At 37.3% G+C, this 21363-nt stretch carries 16 protein-coding genes and 2 tRNA genes; 7 read left to right on the top strand and 11 right to left on the bottom strand.

All coding sequences use genetic code 11. The features are described 5' to 3' along the window. The first annotated feature begins 111 nt into the window (after positions 1 to 111). Together ACO1PK_RS14935 and ACO1PK_RS14930 are read left to right on the top strand one after the other, a co-directional pair. Positions 112 to 188 (top strand) — tRNA-Met (locus tag ACO1PK_RS14935). Positions 189 to 273: 85 nt separating this feature from the next. Continuing rightward, a tRNA-Met gene (locus ACO1PK_RS14930) sits at positions 274 to 350 on the top strand. A 459-nt stretch (positions 351 to 809) separates the two neighbouring features. On the opposite strand, the gene ACO1PK_RS14925 is transcribed toward ACO1PK_RS14930, so the two are convergent. After that, positions 810 to 1100 (bottom strand): hypothetical protein, encoded by a 291-nt coding sequence (locus ACO1PK_RS14925; RefSeq protein ID WP_423186398.1) that lies wholly within the window; start codon positions 1098 to 1100, stop codon positions 810 to 812. A gap of 458 nt (positions 1101 to 1558) precedes the next feature. Between ACO1PK_RS14925 and ACO1PK_RS14920 the strand changes: the two genes are divergently transcribed. Both ACO1PK_RS14920 and ACO1PK_RS14915 read left to right on the top strand, forming a co-directional pair. Continuing rightward, positions 1559 to 2680, top strand: a complete 1122-nt coding sequence (locus tag ACO1PK_RS14920) for a helix-turn-helix transcriptional regulator (RefSeq protein ID WP_423186397.1) — start codon at positions 1559 to 1561, stop codon at positions 2678 to 2680. Between the two features lie 157 nt (positions 2681 to 2837). Beyond that, positions 2838 to 3329, top strand: a complete 492-nt coding sequence (locus tag ACO1PK_RS14915; RefSeq protein ID WP_423186396.1) for a hypothetical protein — start codon at positions 2838 to 2840, stop codon at positions 3327 to 3329. Between the two features lie 81 nt (positions 3330 to 3410). Here ACO1PK_RS14915 and ACO1PK_RS14910 read toward each other — a convergent pair whose 3' ends face one another. Both ACO1PK_RS14910 and ACO1PK_RS14905 read right to left on the bottom strand, forming a co-directional pair. Then, positions 3411 to 4766, bottom strand: a complete 1356-nt coding sequence (locus ACO1PK_RS14910) for an McrC family protein (protein ID WP_423186395.1) — start codon at positions 4764 to 4766, stop codon at positions 3411 to 3413. Between the two features lie 5 nt (positions 4767 to 4771). Then, positions 4772 to 6334 carry an McrB family protein gene (locus tag ACO1PK_RS14905; RefSeq protein WP_423186394.1) on the bottom strand — a complete coding sequence of 521 codons (1563 nt, stop codon included), beginning with the start codon at positions 6332 to 6334 and terminating at the stop codon, positions 4772 to 4774. Between the two features lie 788 nt (positions 6335 to 7122). Between ACO1PK_RS14905 and ACO1PK_RS14900 the strand changes: the two genes are divergently transcribed. From ACO1PK_RS14900 to ACO1PK_RS14890, 3 genes are all read left to right on the top strand, one after another. Beyond that, positions 7123 to 7665: a hypothetical protein gene (locus tag ACO1PK_RS14900; RefSeq protein WP_423186393.1), complete on the top strand. Its 543-nt coding sequence runs from the start codon at positions 7123 to 7125 to the stop codon at positions 7663 to 7665. A 68-nt stretch (positions 7666 to 7733) separates the two neighbouring features. Further along, positions 7734 to 8576, top strand: coding sequence for a DUF6997 domain-containing protein (locus tag ACO1PK_RS14895; protein ID WP_423186392.1), 843 nt, complete (start codon positions 7734 to 7736; stop codon positions 8574 to 8576). Continuing rightward, entirely contained in the window at positions 8576 to 10405 is a 1830-nt protein-coding gene (locus ACO1PK_RS14890; protein WP_423186391.1) for a DNA phosphorothioation-associated putative methyltransferase, read from the top strand. Before ACO1PK_RS14895 ends, ACO1PK_RS14890 begins: the two co-directional genes overlap by 1 nt. 37 nt (positions 10406 to 10442) lie before the next feature. Here ACO1PK_RS14890 and ACO1PK_RS14885 read toward each other — a convergent pair whose 3' ends face one another. The 8 genes from ACO1PK_RS14885 to ACO1PK_RS14850 all read right to left on the bottom strand — a co-directional run bounded on the left by ACO1PK_RS14885 (position 10443) and on the right by ACO1PK_RS14850 (position 21345). Then, positions 10443 to 10952 (bottom strand): hypothetical protein, encoded by a 510-nt coding sequence (locus ACO1PK_RS14885; RefSeq protein ID WP_423186390.1) that lies wholly within the window; start codon positions 10950 to 10952, stop codon positions 10443 to 10445. Further along, complete coding sequence (locus tag ACO1PK_RS14880; RefSeq protein ID WP_423186389.1) at positions 10953 to 12977, bottom strand: hypothetical protein; 2025 nt, start codon at positions 12975 to 12977, stop codon at positions 10953 to 10955. Then, positions 12964 to 13128, bottom strand: a complete 165-nt coding sequence (locus ACO1PK_RS14875; RefSeq protein WP_423186388.1) for a hypothetical protein — start codon at positions 13126 to 13128, stop codon at positions 12964 to 12966. Before ACO1PK_RS14875 ends, ACO1PK_RS14880 begins: the two co-directional genes overlap by 14 nt. Positions 13129 to 13130: 2 nt before the next feature. Continuing rightward, on the bottom strand, positions 13131 to 15248 hold the full coding sequence (locus ACO1PK_RS14870) for a DEAD/DEAH box helicase family protein (RefSeq protein WP_423186387.1): 2118 nt from the start codon (positions 15246 to 15248) through the stop codon (positions 13131 to 13133). Between the two features lie 12 nt (positions 15249 to 15260). Then, positions 15261 to 16076 carry a phosphoadenosine phosphosulfate reductase family protein gene (locus ACO1PK_RS14865; RefSeq protein WP_423186386.1) on the bottom strand — a complete coding sequence of 272 codons (816 nt, stop codon included), beginning with the start codon at positions 16074 to 16076 and terminating at the stop codon, positions 15261 to 15263. Beyond that, positions 16069 to 19512 (bottom strand): hypothetical protein, encoded by a 3444-nt coding sequence (locus ACO1PK_RS14860; RefSeq protein WP_423186385.1) that lies wholly within the window; start codon positions 19510 to 19512, stop codon positions 16069 to 16071. The genes ACO1PK_RS14865 and ACO1PK_RS14860 overlap by 8 nt, the downstream gene beginning before the upstream one ends. Position 19513: 1 nt before the next feature. Continuing rightward, on the bottom strand, positions 19514 to 20431 hold the full coding sequence (locus tag ACO1PK_RS14855) for a DUF4007 family protein (RefSeq protein ID WP_423186384.1): 918 nt from the start codon (positions 20429 to 20431) through the stop codon (positions 19514 to 19516). A gap of 239 nt (positions 20432 to 20670) precedes the next feature. Then, the gene (locus tag ACO1PK_RS14850) at positions 20671 to 21345 is read right to left on the bottom strand and encodes a hypothetical protein (RefSeq protein ID WP_423186383.1); all 675 of its coding nucleotides are present in this window, start codon (positions 21343 to 21345) and stop codon (positions 20671 to 20673) included. Positions 21346 to 21363 lie beyond the last annotated feature (18 nt).

Below are 21363 nucleotides of genomic sequence, written 5' to 3'. Positions count from 1 at the left end.
TGCTGTTTTAAACCGCACACTGGCTACTTTATGTCCGAACGGTAATAAAATTACAAATTAACCCTTGCATGCCAACCTTAAAAACACTAAGATGCGCCCCGCAATGACGGACGCGGGATGGAGCAGCCTGGTAGCTCGTCGGGCTCATAACCCGAAGGTCGTCGGTTCAAATCCGGCTCCCGCAACCAATTGTGACCAAGTTATACCAAAGGTCATCAATTAACGTCTTGCAAATCAAACTATTACCTTCACTGCTCAAGGGTAATATACGGACGCGGGATGGAGCAGCCTGGTAGCTCGTCGGGCTCATAACCCGAAGGTCGTCGGTTCAAATCCGGCTCCCGCAACCACTTTACACACCTACTTAACCTATTGAATCATATAAAATTCCCTTTTTAAGGGAAAATTTTTGTTCCTAAATCCCCTACCCTGTGACGAATCTGTGACAACTTCGATTACCAACCCATAAATTTTTCAGAATTCTTGTACCGAAAAAATCTAATAAATGACCTTTAGGTAATTTACCTCTGCACAAACGCTCGTCACAAAAAACTGTGACAAAAATCGATCTTAATAGACGTTAATTATGCTTAAGCACTTTGGCACTAGAGGGTTTATTTACTATGGAAATTAGTTAGTTGCTTGCTGAGGGGATTGAAAAGCGTAAAATTCTGGTTGTGCGGGTTTGTGACAAAACCATTCAGGAATTATGAAAAACTCAAAACTGGTTTATAAGTACATTATACCCAGACAATTCAGTATGCCTATTAGGTTATCCTTTTAAATTACTAAGCAAGTAGCGAATTGTATCAGTCGTCAGAAGAGACTGATTTGTCATAGAACGAATATGCACCCTTGCCTGGGTGTTTGAAGAATAATGGGTACTGCCCTCTTTTAACACTTTCACCTATTCTGCTGCCAGGCCCTACGGAGCAATTCGCGAAAATTGTTCTTACATGCTTAGAATCATATTCTTGGCCATTAATAATCCAGACACCATTTTTTTCGAATAAGCTTCGCAGCTCAGCCAGCGTAAACACTGGAGACGAAAATCCAATTTTTTTAAATTGGGCAATTAAATTAGTTTGAATATTACTCATCGACAACAAGGCTCCTTTTGTTTATATATAAGACTATATCCAATTTAGTGTGCTGATGTAAGCCCAACGCATTTTAGTAAGAACAGCCTTACGTAGCTCTGCCATTTCTAATGTTTTATTGATCAAATTCCATGCTCCAGCTTTCACAGGAGATTACACCTCCGAAATACGTTTCTATTTCGATATCGGCAAGTGCGTAACGAATATAAAGATGCTGAAAATCATGCCCAGATTTTTTAATCCCAATTTCCCGAGCTTCAAGTCTTATGCCTTCAAAGTAAGGGCAACATGAAATGACAAACTATTAATAAACATTAACCCCGCTTTGCCTAAAGCCAATATGAAAGATAGTGCGTCACAATTTGACGCACCATCTGCTAAACTCTGCCGTGTTGGTTGCTGTTTGAATAAATCAGCTTAAAGAAAATGCGTAAAGCCAAAACTCAGGAAGCCAAAGTATGTCAGATGCAGATATGGCTAAAAACGACTCTGAAGATATCAAAAAAACTGCAACCAATAAACGTGGTGATTCACCTGATACGCTGCGCCGGCAGCTATATATTTATCATTACTTGCAAGAGGGGGCTAAAACCATCTCGGAGATTGAGGCTTATCTGCAAACACTAGAAATTAGAACAGTTACAAAACGGACTTTGCAACGAAACCTTCGTGATATGGAAGACAGCTTTGGTGTTTACCACAAAAACAAAGGCGTTACTAAGGGCAAACCCAGTATTTGGGCTATCGACTACAAAATGTTTAAAAACCCTTTTGCTTATAGCCCAGATGTCGCCATGGCACTTGCCCTATCCTACCAACAGATAAAGATGAATGTACCTGCGGATATCGTTGAAAAAGTTGACCCTATATTTAAACAAGCCATTTCACAACTAGAGCAAAGCCAATCCGTACAAGCTAAATGGGTAAAATGTGTTACGGTTTCACCGGCAAGTTTTATGTTACCCCCCGCTAAAGTAAAACCAGAAATCGCCAAACATTTAACCGAATGTGCACTCAACCAAGAAGTCGTTGAAATTACCTACCGTACCTCGCATGTTGGTAATGAATCTATAATAAGCGGTACGGCTTTGGGTATTCACTACCGGGGAAATGTCGCTTATTTGCTGTTGCGGCCTTTGCAAAAAAATAGTGTGCGCCAGTTTCCCTTTAGCAGGATCTACAAGGTAAAGCAGTTAATCACTGCTACGCCAGAAACTAAAGACTTCAATATCAATGAATTGTCTCGTAGCGGCTCACTGACTATGACTTATGGCCCGCCTTTTAAGTTAGAAGCCATTATTTTTGATTCAGTGCGAAGAGAAATAGAGGATGCCCCTATTGGCGCTGATCAAGTTTTAACACAGCATGGCGAAGATCCGCTTTATAGCAAACTTAACGTAACCGTGCCCTACAACCTGGATATGATCCAGTGGTTATTTGCCCGTTCACCATACTTAAAAGTGTTAGGCCCACTAAGTTTTAAAGAAAAATTTGAAGAAGAACTACGACGAGCCTGGCAGAACGTAGAGCTTGATTCCCCTCAGGTACCAAGAGAAAAGAATTTTAAACATGATAACTAATTAAAAGCTTAGCCGTATGGTTTATGAGGTAACTCACCTTAAACCGCCACTGCGTTGCAAAAAATTTTTAGATAACGAACAATTTGCCAATAGTGCGACACATACTGTCGCATTGACATATTAAGATATCCATCAATTAACAGCGAGGGGTACCAATATGACTACTATCGATTCTGTAACTACTGATCGTTCACCTTCTTTACACGGTCTTCCAGTAAAAGACTACGCCAAGTTAATTTCGGAATTCTTGAAACAGTATGATATTGAACTGCATGATGCAGAGTTTATGATCATCGATGGCATTGAGATACCCACGCAAATTGAATTTAGTCAGCAATTTGAAGACGTTAAGTTACAAGGAACCGTTATAGGCTCGGTAAGTGAAGATCAGCAAGTTAAATACGAAATATGGCAAACCTTTGAAACAGAGCAATTTGCCTTACAATTTGAGCTAATTCATGGCACTGAAACAGTATCACTTTACTCGTATGAACCAGAAAGTCTCGAATTAAGAATGCAACAATCAAACAACACAATTCAGAGTTTGCAGATCTTTGACCAAACCAGTAATGAAAAATTATTGTGTCACATGGTAAGAGACACTGAGTGTTTGAATGGTCAGATGCCAGTTTTTAAACGCAGTAATTGATGTGAAAAATTAATTTTTTTAAAGAGGCCCGTATTACCAAGCTAAGGTTAAATATGGGCCTACTTTAATAAGTATAATAAACTAGTGATCAAGCGCCACAAGTTCTCGCCAATCTGTAATTCCAATAAACTCATCTGTTGCTAAATCAAATGGGATCACCCTAACACGGTATTCAGGTTGATCTGCAGAATTGTTAAATTTAAACATAACTGGCTGCTGAAAGCGTTCAAATTTAGGGAAAATCAAACATAAATTACCTGAAATGGGCTTAAAAGCATAAGCGTAAGCAAGCATTTGATAAACATCAGATTCCTTTATATTTAGCCGTCGCTCATTTTCATCAAGCAGTTTCCACTTTGCATCCAGGATCATAACCGTTTGCTCCTCGTTTTTAACAAGAATATCGGGTTTCAAAACAAACACATCGCAATTTTCGTCTAATGGTCGCTCGTTATTTTGCCAGCTAGCCAAATAGGTGGTCGTGTTTGTAAGTTCTGAGTTATCAAAAACCCGATGTGCATCAACATTAAATGTTCGTTTGAAAGTCGCTTGCACGTAAGCTTCAAATAACCGTTCCATTGGGAACATAATGCTATTTGCTGATAGTTCACCTGAGCTAAGCGTTGGATGACAATTTAACAGCAGTTGACACCAACTTTCTAATTGTTGGTAAGCAGCCATTTCTGGGCCCCTTTGCCACTGCTGCATATCATGATAAAAATTCGTGCTTTCAGCAACCTGAGAAAAATTAGGTAACAATTTTGCTGATAACCGGATATTTTCTTGACTTGAACTAAGCGCACTTACTTTTAATAGAGCACTAAGTAATAAACGATTTTCTGGGCGATTCTCTGAAAAAATCTGATACTTACAATAAAAACGAGCATGATTAAACATGTTTAATCTAAGGTTATCTTTTATTAACAACCTACCGCGCAAGAATGGCTCATTCTCTTCAATATCCTGATAATCTGCTCTTAACCCACGATTACAGAGATACTCTACCTGATTCAAAAATAACGTGATGAAAATCTCTAATAAAGGTACATTTGCCATTTGACCTAAATTAACATTTTCAATATTCGTAACATTAAGATGATAAATTGCGGCCAACATCTTTAATAATAACCGCCGCTGCTCCTCAAGAGATAAATCTGTTTCTGAATAAACCTTCGGTAATATTTCTAAAGCAGATCTATCGCTTATTTTATAAAAGCCAACGTAATTATTCGCCTGAATGGCAAAACCTCGTGTGGTTTTGCTAGGTATGACTTTAAAAAATCGCTGTTCTAAAGCATTGTTTACGTTGCCCGTCAGCTTTTCCAGCAATTGATCAAAGCATTCAGCACCAAGCCGTTTGCTTTGATCTTCATCGTCTAAAACCTGAGCTTCCGCTTTCTCAAGCGTTTGGTACTCTGTAAGGGTAATTGCTCTCATTACAATTACCTGTCTAAATATGGATCGGCGTCTGTATTTTGTAGAATTTCCTGAACGGAGGCATTGTTGTTAAAAAAGTACTCGTTAAGTAATGGAATAATATTGTTTTTAATAACCATCTCAAAATCAGCGCGATTATTAATACACATAAAGTAGGCATGCCCAAGTTCAAAATCGATACCCAACCGCTGTCTAATTCTAGCATTCACTACGTTAAGAAAATTTTCAAGATTAACGCCATCCACATTGGTATTAAGTAAGCTGGCATCCGGTTTAATCAGCTCAAAGTTAAAACGACGACGCATTGCATTATCGAGCTTAACCAAAGAGCGATCTGCCGTATTCATCGTGCCAATAATGTACAGATTATCGGGAACTACAAACAGATCGCCAGAATAAGGCAGAGTAACTGGGATAGTCTCGCCCCCACCATGGCGCTTAGTTTTCTCAATACAGGTAATTAACTCACCAAAAATTCGTGATAAATTGCCACGGTTTATCTCATCAATACAAAGTACATACTTTGGCGTAACAGTTGTACTTGATTCACTTTTAGATTTTTTTTCAATTATACGTAGAATTTTATTAGCTAAGTGTGTCTCATCATTTTTTGCAAAATATGAAAGACATTTGTCTGTGTTTTCGGCGTATAAATCAAGGCATGCTTTTTTATCTTTATCACTAATAGTTTGATCACTATTTTGAGAAAACAGTTTGTCTAAATAAGCACGACGGCTAATTTTTTTGAAAATACCATTTTTTACTGCATAGTTAACTTGTTGCGTCTCTGTTATTTCGGCTTTAATACCTTCAATAAAGTCTTCATAGCTATATGATTGATGAAAAGTAAAGAACTCAATCTTATGTCCTAAAACATGCTTCAAATCTGCAATAGAGCTAATTTCCGTTTCATCTTCCTTTTCAGTGAGCTGTAATAGAAATTTAATATCATTAACCAAGGAATAAGTTTTACCCGTACCTGGTGGGCCGTATTTGATGGTATTTAGATGCATTTTTACTTCCTGAGAAGTTGAAGTTTGAATTTGATGGTTAATTTTTTCAACTCTTTGCTCAATTTGTAGCTTATGAATCTCGGCCAAGTTTTTATAAAAATTACTAAGCGAATTTTCAATCTCAACACCGCTTTTTAAAAACTGCCCATAAATTCGACCATGAAATTTTTCATCTCTTATACCGTTTGTATCAGTATCAATAAACCACCACGCATCCTGAGTTTCTTCCTGACCAATCGAATAGTTTTGTGGAAATCTTATGCGAGCTAAAAATCCATCCTCACCTTTTAAAAAGAACGATATAGCTGAAGCATTAGCTTTAGGTTTTTCTTCACTTAACTCTGGATTGCCTGAATCAGTGTGACGTTTTGCATAACGAATTTCAATGTTGTATCCCAAATCATTAAAAAGATGAAATACTTCAACTGTGACTTTAGCAAGCACTTCAGATTTCGACAGTAAAGTAAGATTATTAGTAAGTTCAGTTACATTAGTATCTTTTCTAATTCTAAATGTAACTTCACAACTTTTTTGTTGATAAGAAAAACAAACCATAATTGAAAACCACAAGTTGAATAATAATTAAATAATCTAATTTCATATATACTGAGCTAAACTAACTAGCTAAATTATGAAATTCGCTTTCATGCCTGAGATTTACTAATTTTTACTAACCTCTTTAATTTTTTCGCAAAAATTTTAGCGGAATCATGCAATCTCGTTTGGCTAAGGCCAGTATTGATTTATTTAACTTTTCAAATAATTAATTAAAAATCGAGCAGTGCGCTAAATATGAAAACCTTAGCGGCAGTCCTTGTCTATCTATCTATTAACAATAAAAGTAGCTTTATGTTTGTGATATGTTATGAAAACCCTTTTGAATACTCATTTATTTACATTGGCAAAATGCAACACTTAAGTCACAAAAGGCTAATCACCAAATTTTTCATTTGAAAAAATCTGGCATCACTGTCAATCTCTTTATGTTCGTGTTTACTAAGTCAAAGTAACTACACAAATTGACATTACAGTTTATAAAAGAGATTTTCAACTTGTACTTTAAACTCATAACTTCAAATTTGTTAGTTGACTTTCAATTTCCTATAAGCACACTATATATTAGCATGTTAATTGGTCTATTTAACTAAAAGTGCACGCTTTATGCAAAACCTTCAAAGAAATTCATCATCTGCCAAATGGTTAACTAGCAAAGAGGCTAAAGAGGCACTCAAAGTTTCAGATTGTCAATTAATGCACCTGCGGCTAGCCGGTAAATTAGTTTTCCGAAAAGAAGGTAATCGATTTCTTTATCTTTTTCCTATCAGCAACAAGGATTTGGTCCTATGAGAATTAACGAAGTGCTTTACGAACAATTAATTAACTGGCATTTGGTTAAGCATAATTTTGACGGTGAAAATAAACCCACGTCAGCATCTGAAGTTTATCTTTCTCAACTTATTGAGCAAATACTAAATCCGATTACTGAGAGTTTCGGCAAGTTAAATATTACCTATGGCTTTACCAGCCCTGCTTTGCATCGATATATCCAGCGACTATCACCTTCTGGAACTGCTCCTAGCTTGGACCAACATGCCTGTGCTGAATTGAATTCTAAGGGCTCTGAAATTTGTGGGCGCACAGGTGCAGCTTGTGACTTTATTGTGCATGGCTATGAAGACCAAATGCACTTAGTAGCGCAATTTATCTGTCAACAGCTAAACTTTGACAAACTTTATTTCTATGGGCGAAATAGACCGATCCATGTAAGCATTTCTGAGCAACCTTTAAAGCATTTACAGATAATGCAGCAAAGCGAAAATGGTCGACGATATCCAGGCAAAAAAGCTTTTGGGCCAGACGCAATCACGTTGGCGTCTCATCTTTAATTAACGTTTTCCTATGTTATTTATTCAGTTATCATCAAGTGATAGCTTTTTCAAAACGGACAATATTGATGGTCTACAATCAAAAAATTGAGAGTTTCATTGAAAGCAATCAAGTTGTCTCGGAACCGGAATCATTTAAGTCGTATAGTGAAAGCACTCAAGGTAAAGCACTTGAACCATGGCCTTATATCTACATAGATAGCATACAAAAACTTAGAGCTGAGTTAAAACAAGCTAACATGATGGTTCTTAGGCTTGGTAGTAGACCCAAAAACAAAGGTTCTTTCTTTAGTTTGGTTAAGGCGAAAGATTCTTACTCGGATTTTTTCTTTCTTGATGAAAAGCTATTTGCAGCTTTGACACCTGAACTTTTTTTACCCGATGTGTCTATTCGCTCGTTATTTCCATTTCAGCTGTTACCCAAGGTTACGGAAACCTCTGTAGTAAATCTCGCTTTAGCTTCAGGCTTGTTGCCGCACGCGCTAAGCGTTGAAAAGTCTGAATCATTATTAATCCCCGCAACGGGTCAAAGTGTATTTAGTTTTGAGTTCAGGCCAAGAGGCGACCATGATGCAACTTTACTTCATCAACAAGGCCAAGTTGAAATAGATGCTGTTTTTGTCGCAAAACGTGATAATAGAGAATGCTTATTTATCGTTGAAGCTAAACATGGTGATAAATTCGATTCTCTAGCCAAGCATAAATTGCTCTACCCCATACTAAGCCTGCTCCCAAAAATACCGGCATCAATGCCAATTATCCCTATCTATTTACGAAGCATAAAAACAGACAGGGGTATCGATTTCTTTATTGCTGAATGTCCTGCGGTTACTAAAGATAATAAGCATATGCTAGCCTTAGATAGCATATCGCCATTTAAAACACATGCTTTCCATTTGGCTAATTACTAATGAATGCTGAAAAATTTAATGAGCTAATTAAACAAGTAAGCGCAGGTAAAAAATTGCCTGATGCTATTTATTTGCATAGGGATGCCTTTACTGCTTTACCGCCCGTACTTGCGAAATTTATTAGCGTGGTCGCTACGGCACTGAAAGTATCAGATAAAGATTGGAACATTGTTAAGCTGTTTAAAAATAACTTTCGCTTATCACTTCTTCACTACCCTGATTTTTATACTGATGCATACCCAGTACTACAACAAAGCGTTACGGTAGATTTAGTCAAACTACAACACAAGATCACTCGTTATGACGATCATGACAACCCGCCAATCCTGCACCGCAAAGAGCACTTTATTCTAAGAGAGCATCCAGAATATGAAAACTTCTGTTTAATTACTCAGGAAGGCGAAGCTGCAGGCTTGTATGACAACCCAAGAATGATTGGCTTTAAAGCCAGCTGGCATCGTTTAATCGCCAAGCATGGTTACGAGCTAGTTGATGGGCGCTTATTTCGTAGCTCAGCATTACAAAGCGCAGCAGAAGAACAAAGTATAGATAGACATAGAACTGCTTTAGTGCGGCATGAACTCTCATCCCCTATGAAAACCTTAGCAAAACACGGATTTTTGCAGGGAGAATACTCAATATTTGATTATGGTTGCGGCAGAGGGGATGATCTTCGAGAGTTAGAAGCTCATGGTTTAGATGCTCTTGGTTGGGACCCAAATTTTCGTCCAGACGCAGATAAAGTTTGCTCTGATATAGTGAATATAGGCTTTGTCATTAATGTTATTGAGGATAAAGATGAGCGCATAGATGCCCTTCTTGGGAGTTGGGAGCTCGCTCAAAAACTGTTAGTCGTCTCAGCCATGCTTGCTAACGAAAGCTATATTGCACAGTTTCAGCCTTATAAAGATGGCGTAATTACCTCACGCAATACCTTTCAAAAGTACTACAGCCAAAGCGAGTTAAAAGAGTTTATTGAAACCACATTAGATGAAAACGCTATTGCTATTGGTCCTGGCATATTTTATGTGTTTCGAGATAAAAACTTAGAGCAGCAATTCCAACAAAACAGGCAAAAACGACATTACGAATGGCGACATTTAACAGCACCAGAACCTGCAACTGAAAGCCAGGCGCGTTTGCTGTTTACCCAGCACGAACCTTTATTTGAAGCCTTCTGGAAATGTTGCCTTGATCTTGGCCGTATGCCGGCAGAAGAAGAATTTAACCAGTATCAACAACTCATTGAAGTATCAGGCTCACCAAAAAAGGCGTTGCGCTTAGTTAGTAAATGGTACAACCAAGACGAGCTTGAGCAAGCTGCCAACATGCGCAAAGAAGATTTATTGGTTTACTTTGCCCTAGCACAGTTTCAAAAACATAAAGGCTATTCCCGGCACCCGGAAAGCTTAAAGCGCGACATTAAAGCATTTTTTGGAAATTTCAATGTAGCGTTAACCCAAGCGAAAGAATTGCTATTTAGTATTGCTGATACCGATATTATCGAAAAAGCCTGTGTTGGCATAGTAACGAAAGTAACCGGTAAGCTTCTTTATGAAGACGATGCGCCGCATTCGTTAACTATTGAGAAGGGTTATCTAAAGGATTTACCTGCAATTCTTCGTGTATATGTAGGATCAGCTCTACAGTTGTATGGTGATATTGATAACATACATGAGATAAAAATCCACATCACATCTGGGAAAGTCACGCTATTAACATACACTAAGTGCAAAAATACAGATTCGCTCGTATTAAACGAACGAATCAAAATAGATATGACCAAACAGAGTGTTACTTTCTTCAATCATAGTGAACATAATAAGTAGTAACATAACAACGCAATATACAAACACTTTTTGAATATTAGCTAAAAATATCTACTGGCAGCTCAATACCAACTTTTTTATCCTCTAGTATAAAGTGAGAAAGTTTTTCAAAAATAATTGACTGCTTCCAAGCAGATTCTTCTAGCCATTCTTTTATTATAGAAAGTCCACCATTTGAATACTCTTCAAAAAGAGAAATGCAAGCATCAATATTTTCATCTCTCGCGAAATTCATATCTCTATTACACAGAACACCGAACATAAATATTAAATGGTGCTGATGCTGCCGAGAGTCTTTAGTGCTACCTGAACCGGAGAATTGCAGTAAAGTAATCCCTTGACAGTCTGACTTATCGACTTCTTCCCTCCGTTCATAATGCTTACCAAGCATCGCAGCAAATATAATTAAGTCTTTAATATTTGGAAAAATTTTGACTAAATTGGAATCTGAATTTGTGTTTGGTCTAACGAACAAATCTACAATCGCCTCGTACTTTCTGTTTCTGTTAACATTCTTATTTAAGAGACTTTGGTTGAGCGTGTACATTTAGACCTCCCTAATTTTAGTGCAGTTATACTCAGAATCGAAAATAGTACAACAGACTTTTCTATCTTCAAAATTTAGATATTTTGGTGTTTTTTCTGCAACTGAACTAATTTGGTGCAGCTCTAAATAATATTCAGCACCAATTCTTTCCTTCAACACCTTCTTCATCTCCGAAGACATTTGACTATCGGAAGCAAGAAAGATGATTTGTCTTACCTGTCTTGGAAGCTCACGCACAACAACCTCTCTAAAATTGTCATCGAGCTTTCCAAATGGGGAGTCAATGACAAGCGGGGCATGGGTAACAGAGGTTAAAAAGTCACTCTCTATTTTCTGCTTATTAATAGCGAAATTAACAAGTGCAGCGGTAATTGTAAGATTTATTAAAAGATTTAGCCCAGCACCTTGCCCCAATCTGTTGCCATTTCTGTCAACCAAATAAATTTTGAAACCAGTATCCGATGTCGAAATTGTATAGTCGTTATTAGAAAATACATCAATAAGTTCCTTCAGCTTACTGATTATATGTTCTCTAACATCACTTTCTATAGCTCTAAGGTGATTCGCCAGCATCATTGCAGATTGCTCAACAAAAGTTGCCTTAGCTTCAAGAAAAGACATTTGCTCAGTATTAACCGTTTTACTCTTTAGCGAGGTAGTTTTTGATTTAATCTGAGACTCAATATCATCTAAACGTGCTTTAAACTTATAAAATTGAGTTTTTAGAGTATCCAAATCTTTCTTGTATGATAGCCGCATCGCTTGCAGTTTAGATATTTCTTCTTCAGGTATCTTTTCTATCTCTAAACGAACAGCTTTTAAAGAATTTATAGCTTGCTGTAGTTCTTTGTCATATAAGGTCAAATTCGAGAGCGTACTTTTCAACTCATCATTAGCAAGTCTATTCAGCGTCATTATATCTTGAATTTGAGCTCTAACACCTTGAAGTCTGCTCTGAAGCTCAGGATTTGCAGCCTTATCTAACAAAGAAATTAATTTTTTTCTAGCCGCTTCATTTTCAACAAGATGATTACCACAAATACATTCTTGAGCTTTAAGAATATCTTCAATAAGTGTTTTGTTATATGGTTCAGGTAAACGCCCCGCTAATTGAGACTCATCAATAAAATCAAGGGTCTCACTTGAGAATGTTGAAGCGAAAACTGCAAAACCAAATTTATACACAAACGTCGCTTTTGCTCGCTCAGCTTCTTTTAATAAATCACTGTAGCTCTTTACTTTCTTCTCAAATTCTCTTTCTTTTGCTCTCAAACTAGCGAGGTCAGTGTTATTGATTTTTATTAACTTCTCCTCTGTTATTCTGAGATTCTCTTCAACCTTAGGTAATTCACTTTCACAAGTGGATAGTTGATTTTTCAGGATAGCTTGTTGGCTTTCTAACTCTTCAAGCTCCCTTACCAAGGCAGCAGCTTCACCAGAAGTGTCCAGTGCAGACATATCTTTTCGGATAATTTTCAGATGACTCGTTAGTGATTCAATAACATTTTCTGCAACTCTAAAGCCTAATATATTTCGAAGCGCCTGTGTTAAATCACTGCCTCCGCTTCCTGTGTTAATTGCACTGCTACCCTCACCAGCAAAAAAGAAATACTCTGCCATTTCCTTAGGGAGGAAACTGTTAATAACCAGCTCTGGCTCAGGAATAGGTGCCATTAAAGTACCTTCACAGAATTCTCTTATCGTACATCTAGCTTTTGAATCAGAACTATCATAAGTTCGTCTCAATAGAAAATTTTTTCCATCAACTTCGAAATCGATCTCGACATAACAAGTTGAAGCTCCAAGTTTTGCAGCCTCCGAATTGATTAAGATATGGGGCTGATCAAAGTCATCTGTAAATTTCTGACAAAATGCCCAAAGCAAACCATTTAATATAGTTGTCTTTCCGAAGTTATTTAATCCATGAATTAAAGTTACGTTTTTTATTTCGTCATAAGCCAAAGAGAACTCTTCTTCACCGAAGAATTGTCTAAAATTATTAAAAACTACTTTATATATTATCATCCTTGGACTCCAAATGCCTTTTAAAACCATCATCAATTATTTTCTGGATAACTTGTTTTTTATTGGCTACAACTCCATAGAAAGCCCTTCTTTCGACCCTGACCAAATTAACCAACATAACTTTAATCATATCTTGCTGTTTGCTATTCATTATTAATCCTTGAAGTGACAAACTAATTTGTCGAGCACCGCTTGACATTCGGATCTATTTACAGACGCCCTTATAAAGTCCTCAGCTCTTATGGACTCCTTTAAGACAATTTTCTTTGCATGAAAATTGTCTTTAAAAAATTTATTTGGATAAACAAAAAAGTCATGTATATATGCGTAATCTTTTCCCTTATACCGCCTAAGAATACGGCCCCGCCTTTGTACAAATTGCCTTGAGTTATTACTACTCGCTAAAATAAAAGCTTGAGAGCACTGAGGAATGTCAACTCCTTCATCAAGGACTTTCATCGATATCAATCCATCAATCTCATTATTCAAAAAACTGTTCATTATAGATTTTCGCTCAGCCCTAGACTCCATTGAAGTGAAAGGCGAAAGTTTCCAATTATATTTTGAAGCGATAGATGCAATTCTATTCAACTCTTTCATGTCTTGATTATCAAATGAGTAACCTTCCCCGACGTAAAATATTGAAAATGGCCTCTTTTTAAAACCTGGTTTATTTAGACAAGAAATTAGAGCTTCATCTTTAGCAGATGCATTTTGAATAATTTTGTTTCTTTTTCTTATCAGAGACTGCGCCTCATCACTTTCGCTTAGCTTTTTATATGAGAGTATTGACGCTATTTTCTCAGACAGCTCTATATATTCTTCTGTTTCAGTGATCGAAAGCTCAACCGGATAAATATAATAATGATACGGAGTAAGAACTCCATCAGCTATTGCTTCAGCAAGAGTATATTCGGCAACAACATTCCCGTAATAGGTTTCTAGAATATCTTTACTCTCATTTTCATCATCTAATTCATCTGATTCAATATAGGGTGTAGCAGAAAGGCCCATTCGGAACTGAGCTAATGGTAAATAATGTGATATGTTTCTATTCGCATGCCTATGACATTCATCACCGACAAAAAATAAATTCTCGCTAGGTATTTTTTTTATTAACCTTTGGAATGCAGGCGAACCTAAAGTTTTGTTTACGACAACAATACTGATGAAACTTAAAACACCTGATTTTAATGAGCTAATCGCACCATTTAGTTTCTCCTCCCACAAGTCACGACTTTCAAAGCAAGAAATAGCTTCCATATTAAATAATGCCATTTCTTTAATCCATTGGTCTGCCAAGGTAACATATGGTACAGCGACTACAAATGCAAGCTGAGTAGGCTTAACCGACTTTTCGAAAATCTTACTTACAGCATACATAGCAGTAATTGTCTTTCCTGAACCGGTTGCTAACCTTAATATTCCTTTAAAATTATTACTTTGCCAAGATGATAAAGCATCTTTTTGATGATCTTTTAATTTAAAAAACGATCCATTAAGAATGTTTGGGACTACAGGCTCACCTGATTTCAAGACATCATTGATTTGTTCTATTTCATCAAACTCTGTAAGAAACGAAATTTCAGCCGAGCTATCTCGATATTTTTTTGCGATTATTTCATAAGAATCAGAAGGTAATTTTATTATCTTTATATCTTTTTCTTTTCCATCCCAAAGCTTTTCAAAGCCTAACTCAAAAGGTTCAGCATATTTCGAGTACTCTTTCTCTTCCCAAGAAGAATAAACAGTTACAGATTCATAGTTATATCTATTATCAAGGGCGTTTAATGTTTCATTTGCTGATCCATTAAAGAGAATTTTGTTATCTTCGGAATCATAAAAAATTCCAATTTTCTCGTGGAACATGCCTTGTTTTTTTAAAGCTAGTCTGACTTCGAGCCTCTCGGTTGCTACAAGATAACAAAAGATTTTTAGCCGCGACGCGTGGACTTTTGAAAGTTCTGCGCTAAGCAATGAATTCAAATCAAGATTTATTTTCCTTTTGACTTCTTTTAATACTTCAGCATCATTTATTGCATCAAATTCATCATCATCTAAAGGGCATCCGATAACTAGTCTCATGCGACCTTGATTATAATTAAATGAACTGATCCCCTTTAATGCATAGGAAAGTAGACTAGTAGAGAAATAACCGACTGCTCGATCATATCTTTTAGCAACTGAAATTGCTGGTATGTAAAAATCTTTGAGTAAATCGTCTGTTGATGTTCTGTATACGCTTTTAAGATTCAAGTCCTTGAAATTCATAAATATGCTCCGTCATAAATGACAAATCGTGCAACCACGATCCCAAAGATCGTCGTCATCATCAAACGCATTAGCCTCGGCTTGTTGTTTCAACTGCTCTTGCCACGACAGGTGTTTGTCTTTGTCCTTAGCCTTAGCTTGCCGATATTTATCTGCTTGTAATTTAAACTCTTCTAAAGAGGTGCCTTGCATCCAGGTATATCGCTCACCAGTAACTTCATTAATTTTTTCATACTGTGCGGCTTTATCATAAAGTTCTGGATGACGATCTAATAGGCCAACCCATTCACCCTTTTGCTGAAAGAAACAAAAATAACATCCTGAACGTGAGCGCCATTGGTAATACTTTGGCAATCCAATACCTGACGCATCAAGAATATTTTTGACATCGTTCTTAGTTAGGCCATCTTCAATAAATGGAAACACCACCTCAATATTTGGCTTGCCGTCTTTATAACCTTCTCGATAGTGAGCTTCATCTGCGCGGATACCAACGTAATTAATTACTGGATCATTACCCACAAAACGCTCAAAAGGTTTTAACTTCATTTGTACTGTGCACCAGCGCTGCCTTACGCTAGGTAAATAATTACCATGAATTTTTAATAAATCATCGAAATTACTATCCGCTTTTAAGCGATGGATTGGACCAATAATTTTTTCTAGTTCATGCAAGTATTCGTAAACTTCTTCAAGCTCAGCACCGGTGTCTGAGAAAAAATACTCTATTTCTAGTTCAGGGTGCTTTTTCTTCATATACAGGGCTAATGCAGTAGAGTCTTTCCCTCCTGATAACCCCAGAACATGACGCACTTTTTTATCACTCATGTATAACCTGACCTATTAATTTACTTAATGCTGCAGTGATTACCGCCTCATCAATATCCTTTGCGTTAAGAAGCTTAGTTAGCTCATCAGCAATTTCTTGGGCTTTAACTAACTGTTGATCATTTATTGCCACAGCTTGCCGTCTCATCTTACTATCACTACTTAAGCTTTTAACAAAGAATAAGTTATTTCTTTTAGTACTACTATCTTCTTGTTCTAGAAGCTCCATTGCATCAGCAAAAGCAGCATGAATTTTTCTTAATCGCTTTTTAACCGTTTCTACATCGCGGTCTGTCCATTTTTCCGGACTTATACGACCTATAACCGTTAAAATTTCAATTAACCAATCCACAGGATCTTCAATATCAGCTTTAAACTTTAGTGCGTTTATTAGCAATTGTTCCTCTGAACCTTCAGCTAATAAGCCATCAAACCTGTTACCAAAACTAGAAACGTGTTCCTTAATTTGCAGCACGTAATCACGCAAGTCAACCGTTGCGTCTCTGCTAATTGAAAAGGCACTCCCCAACTGAACAGCGAAGTATTGCAGCATCTTGCTATAACTACTCTTAATCTCTTTAACTGCTGATACAAGCTGTTCTAGTCCCTGATTAACAGATTCAAATTGAGACGAATCGATATTGAAAATTTTTGGCACTGCTTCTACTAATACTCGCTGCGGTGTATTAGAAGTTTTAACGGCATGTCTCAGTTTTTTGGCTTGCTCCGATAAGTTCTCAGTATTCTGAGTATAGGGATGAGCGTTAATAATGGGGGTCATTATTTGCTTAGTGAGATCAAGCAAACTGTAACTATCAACAGCAAAACCTAGCTTATTCGCGAGTGTATCTAAGTAACGCTCTTGAGTATTAGCTTGGGTAAAGAGTTGAACTTTAAAATACTTATGATTCTTTAAAAATATCTGTAGCCGCATTGGCGTAAGACCATCCGGCTGATATACACCTTCCTCGAAAATGGCTAATTTATCTTGCCATAGGGTCATAGCTGTTACATATAGAATCGATAAAAGCCCAGGCTTCACACCGTATGGTGGCTTGGTTAATATAGTATCTAACTCGTCAAAACCTTTTGCACTACTCTTCGTCGATTCTAAAAAGCTCTTAATTTCATCCCAAACAGGTTTGATATTCGTTTTGTCATCTTCTGAATTAGGCTCAACAAGTACATAGTTTTCTTCTAGATACTTATGAAGGCCAGACTCACGAAAAATGGCTAAATACATACCCTTTTCAGGAGGAAATTTTTCAATAGCAAAAGCGTCACTTTTACAATGCTGCTGCATAGCTAAGAGTAGATTCTTTTTACCTAAATTTGCTTGCGGCGAAGGTGACTCTCGGTTGATCAGTTCATTACGAATTATTGGTGCTTTTGTAAAAACGACATCGAGGACTTGGCTTAATAAAGTTTGTAGCGCTCGACGATTTGAAATATCTAGTGACTTAATGTGCTCATCTGATGCAATAAGTGCTGGTGCAAAAAATTGTGCCTTAGAAGTATCTTCAATTATTTGCTTAAGAGCCTTGCGCTGATACATTTCTGCAGCATAAAGCCTGTCACTGAATTCCCGCAGCGCAACCCTATCTTCTTTTAAAAGTTGCTCATACTGCTGCACTTGCTTAAGTGCTAAGACTTCCAATACTGCATCGGCAATAAGAGTAGCATTAGGCCAGAACAATAATACATCGGCCATTCTCTTAGCATTAACAAACTGTTGAACGATAATATCGACTTTTTTCTGGTCCTCTGCACCCTGGAGTAAAAAAATCACTAACCTTGGCTCAGAGCTATTATCTAGTAGTTTCTTATAGCTGCTGATATCAGAGAAAACGGGCATAAAATAACGTAATGCAGCTTTTTCAAAGCTATGTTTTCTCGCAATGATTGGCTCTAGAGGGCTTTGCGTATTTAATCTTTCAGCTAAGCTGAATTGGCCAATTTCATTTTTAGCTTTCTCTGTTGCACCATCCAGGTCAAAGTCACTCCCTTGCCAAACAGCATATTCCTGACTATAACGGCGGAAGACTATTAGTGATTTAGAGGTTAAGCTTTGCTTAGCTGTTTCAAATGTATCACCGAAGAGAAGACGTAATAAATCCTCAGAGGCTTTAAAACCTCCTCGCACACCTATAATGTTGAGGAGCCCTATCGCTTTAAGCAAACTTACTTCATTAGCTTCTGCGTCTCCTAAACGATCTACGGCACTGATAACCTCATACCATCTTTTTTGCGTAAGGCTATCAGTAATAGCACCTGACTGATTCGCGATAAAATAATCATAGATGCCATTTAGGCCAATAAAGCCATCTTGGCTGTTATGTGCAAGTTCACGAAAACCATAAGGCTCATGACTTCCAATAAACGAGAACAAAGTTCGCTCATTTTGAGCTACTTTCTGGCAAAGTTGCGGTAATACTAATGCTGTAATGGGATGTAACGGATAGCAACGTCGTAATAGTTCAGATAGTGCTGATTCGTCCAAACTTGTTTTTAGTAAATCTGCTTTTAAAAAGTGACGAGCTGTATCCTTAATTTGTTTTAAAATAACGGGTCTATCAGCTTCTTGCGCCGAGTAAGTAAAACTATTAGCCAGAATTTTTAACGTTTGTTCTGTGCTTTCCAGAAAAGGGATGGTTTCAAAACGCCCTTGGATTTTACTCCATTCTTTTTTGAGCGAATCGCTCATCCCTTTTGCATACTGATCAAAAGCTTGATGTAACAATACGAAAAATAGAATTCGACCATATTCAGATCCTTTACTGGCTTCAGCTATGATCTGTAATAAATGGATATCCTCGCTGTTACTATGACGTGCATCGTACTCAAGAAACTTACCAAACTCATCAATAATTAACAGTAGCCCCTGACCACCCTGGTTATGTACGTTCTTTTGTAATAACAAAAGCGCAATCTTGATATCTTCGTGGGTATAATTGCTTTTTCTAAGTTTCTCTATGTAATCGACAACATCTTTCATACGACCATTTAGTAATGCAGCAGATCGCATCGCTTCAATTAACCTTCGCGATAACGGTTCAGGATTACCGCTTAACACTAAGGGCAAGTAATTTCCTAGTACTAGATGGTCTTGATAAGCTGAAGCGAGATCTTTATCGGCAGATTCTAGAACCTTAAGTGCTGTTTGTTGTGTAGTTGATTCTTTTGCCGCAAGTAATTGCGTTAGAAAAACAGCAAAGCTTGATTTACCCGAGCCGTAGGGACCAATCAATGAAAACGAGCTAGTTCTTTTAGCATTAGTCGCTGAGTTTAATAAACGCTCTAATGTTTCTTTTGCACGGGCAGTTGGGATATAAGCGCGTATCACCTCTTCGTCGGTTAAATCACGCTCGACATTTACCGACCTTGAATAGTAGGTATTAATTGTTAATCCGTTTAACACATTATTTTTCTTGCGCATTTTAACCCTGATAGTAATTCTGTAATGATAAATCGCGCAGCATGTTTATACCTTTGCTATTACCAGTGAAATACAAAACCCAATTACCCGCCTGCTCTTTTAGCTCTAAATGAGATGGGAATTCGCGTTGCATCCTCTCTAGCATGGTTATAGTGCCACTTTGTGAGAGACAAAAACAGCTCGCAGGCCCCGGTAACCCCTCTTGCCCTTTCATAAGTTCAGAGAGCGTTACTGAAATTGTTGCACCTTTACGGAACGCGAAATCACAAACAACGAAAGTGAAAATATATGTACTAATCTCAGGTTGGTCAGTTACAGGTTTAAGATAACGGCGATCAACTTCATTAAATTGTGCTAACCCAAGCTGAGACATTGGATTATCAAAACAATCCTCTATAGATTCTTTTTTCTTCCGAAGTGGTGCATACATTCTGAGCACCATATTGATGTCTTTTTCAAGTGAAGAGTCACTAATTGAAATGCCTAAACGACCGCGACAAAAATCTTTAAAAGCAGTTACAACTTCGTCGTAACTGAATGAAAGAGCATGAAAACGCCCAAAAAACCAGTAAAACGCCATTGCTAGATTGGGATTGCTACACATACGCCAATGGATAATCTGTAACGACCCATCGTCCTCGAGATAAGGATCGTATTTACCCATTATCTCTTTACCTATTGGTGATATCTGATAAGTATTATCAAGGTTTTTAAAAATGATATCTGAAGCTTGTAACCAATAGAAAATAGAACTGACCATGTTTTTACCAACACCAAGCCTAACAGTGGCATGGTCATCGGTGAAGGCGTTAACTCCGTCACACTCGATGAAAGCTCGATATCCTTTTGGTAACCAACTATAACGCAAGCCAAAAGTTTCATGGCGAGCAAAGCTGGGTTTAAGATCTTGATAGGCCATATTCCAACACTTATTCTTAATCTACTGACCACAATGATCTGTAAAGATAAACAGTGATTCTAACTGAACTAGCGCATGTGTTAAATAACAAATTTTTTATCCGGTCACACAAGCTCTAAAATTAGACAAGGAGCTTGATCACTTTGCTAAATAAACATTCGCAGCCCATATACAAATAAAATTAGTTCAAAAATAAAAGCAAACCCCTAAAAATTAGGGGCTTAAAGAAAACTTGTTTTTTAAACAAGATCCGCCTGTCTAATATTCCGCAAAGCAAAACCTACTGCAGGGCAAACAAGAGATACTTTTTTGTCAGTTCTGCGGCGATAATCCTCACCTGACCAAACATAAGCTTTTATCCAGATGGTTACATTGTCGTACTGGAAACGAACACAGCTACTATCGTCCATCCATGTATCTTTTCTTCCTACTTTTTCATTACGTTCAAAAACGGTTACAACCAAGCCAACACGATAATTTTTACCTTGCTCTTGCTCGTATTTAACAGCCTTAAAATCAGCTGTTGAAAAATGATATAGCTCATGACGCTCTAAATCCAACTCTGTTCTTACATTATTTTCTAAACTATAAGGGTGGCTATGATAGTCACCTAGGTACTTTAGTTCAGGAAAAAAGTATTCCACAAATTGACTTTTGAGATCATAAGCCTCATCTTTCGGAAGCACGCTATGCTGTTCTCTAGATGCAGATGTTGAAACATCCGCACTGGTAATATGATAAATGTCTGAACCACCCGAAGTAAAACTTTCGTGCCCCCATAAATTACCGAAGGTTTCCAAACGAATCTCGGAGCCGTCTTCTAACTTAGAGTGGTCAACCTTATACGCTTCTAAAGCTGCAGTAATAATGGTAAAAAAAGCTTGTTCTGAAATTGAGACTACACTGTTTGACATAAAAACCTCGTTTTCTTC

The sequence above is a fragment of the Alishewanella sp. d11 genome (genome assembly GCF_049390205.1).
Lineage (GTDB): Bacteria > Pseudomonadota > Gammaproteobacteria > Enterobacterales > Alteromonadaceae > Alishewanella.
This window is presented reverse-complemented; position numbering and strand designations above follow the sequence as displayed.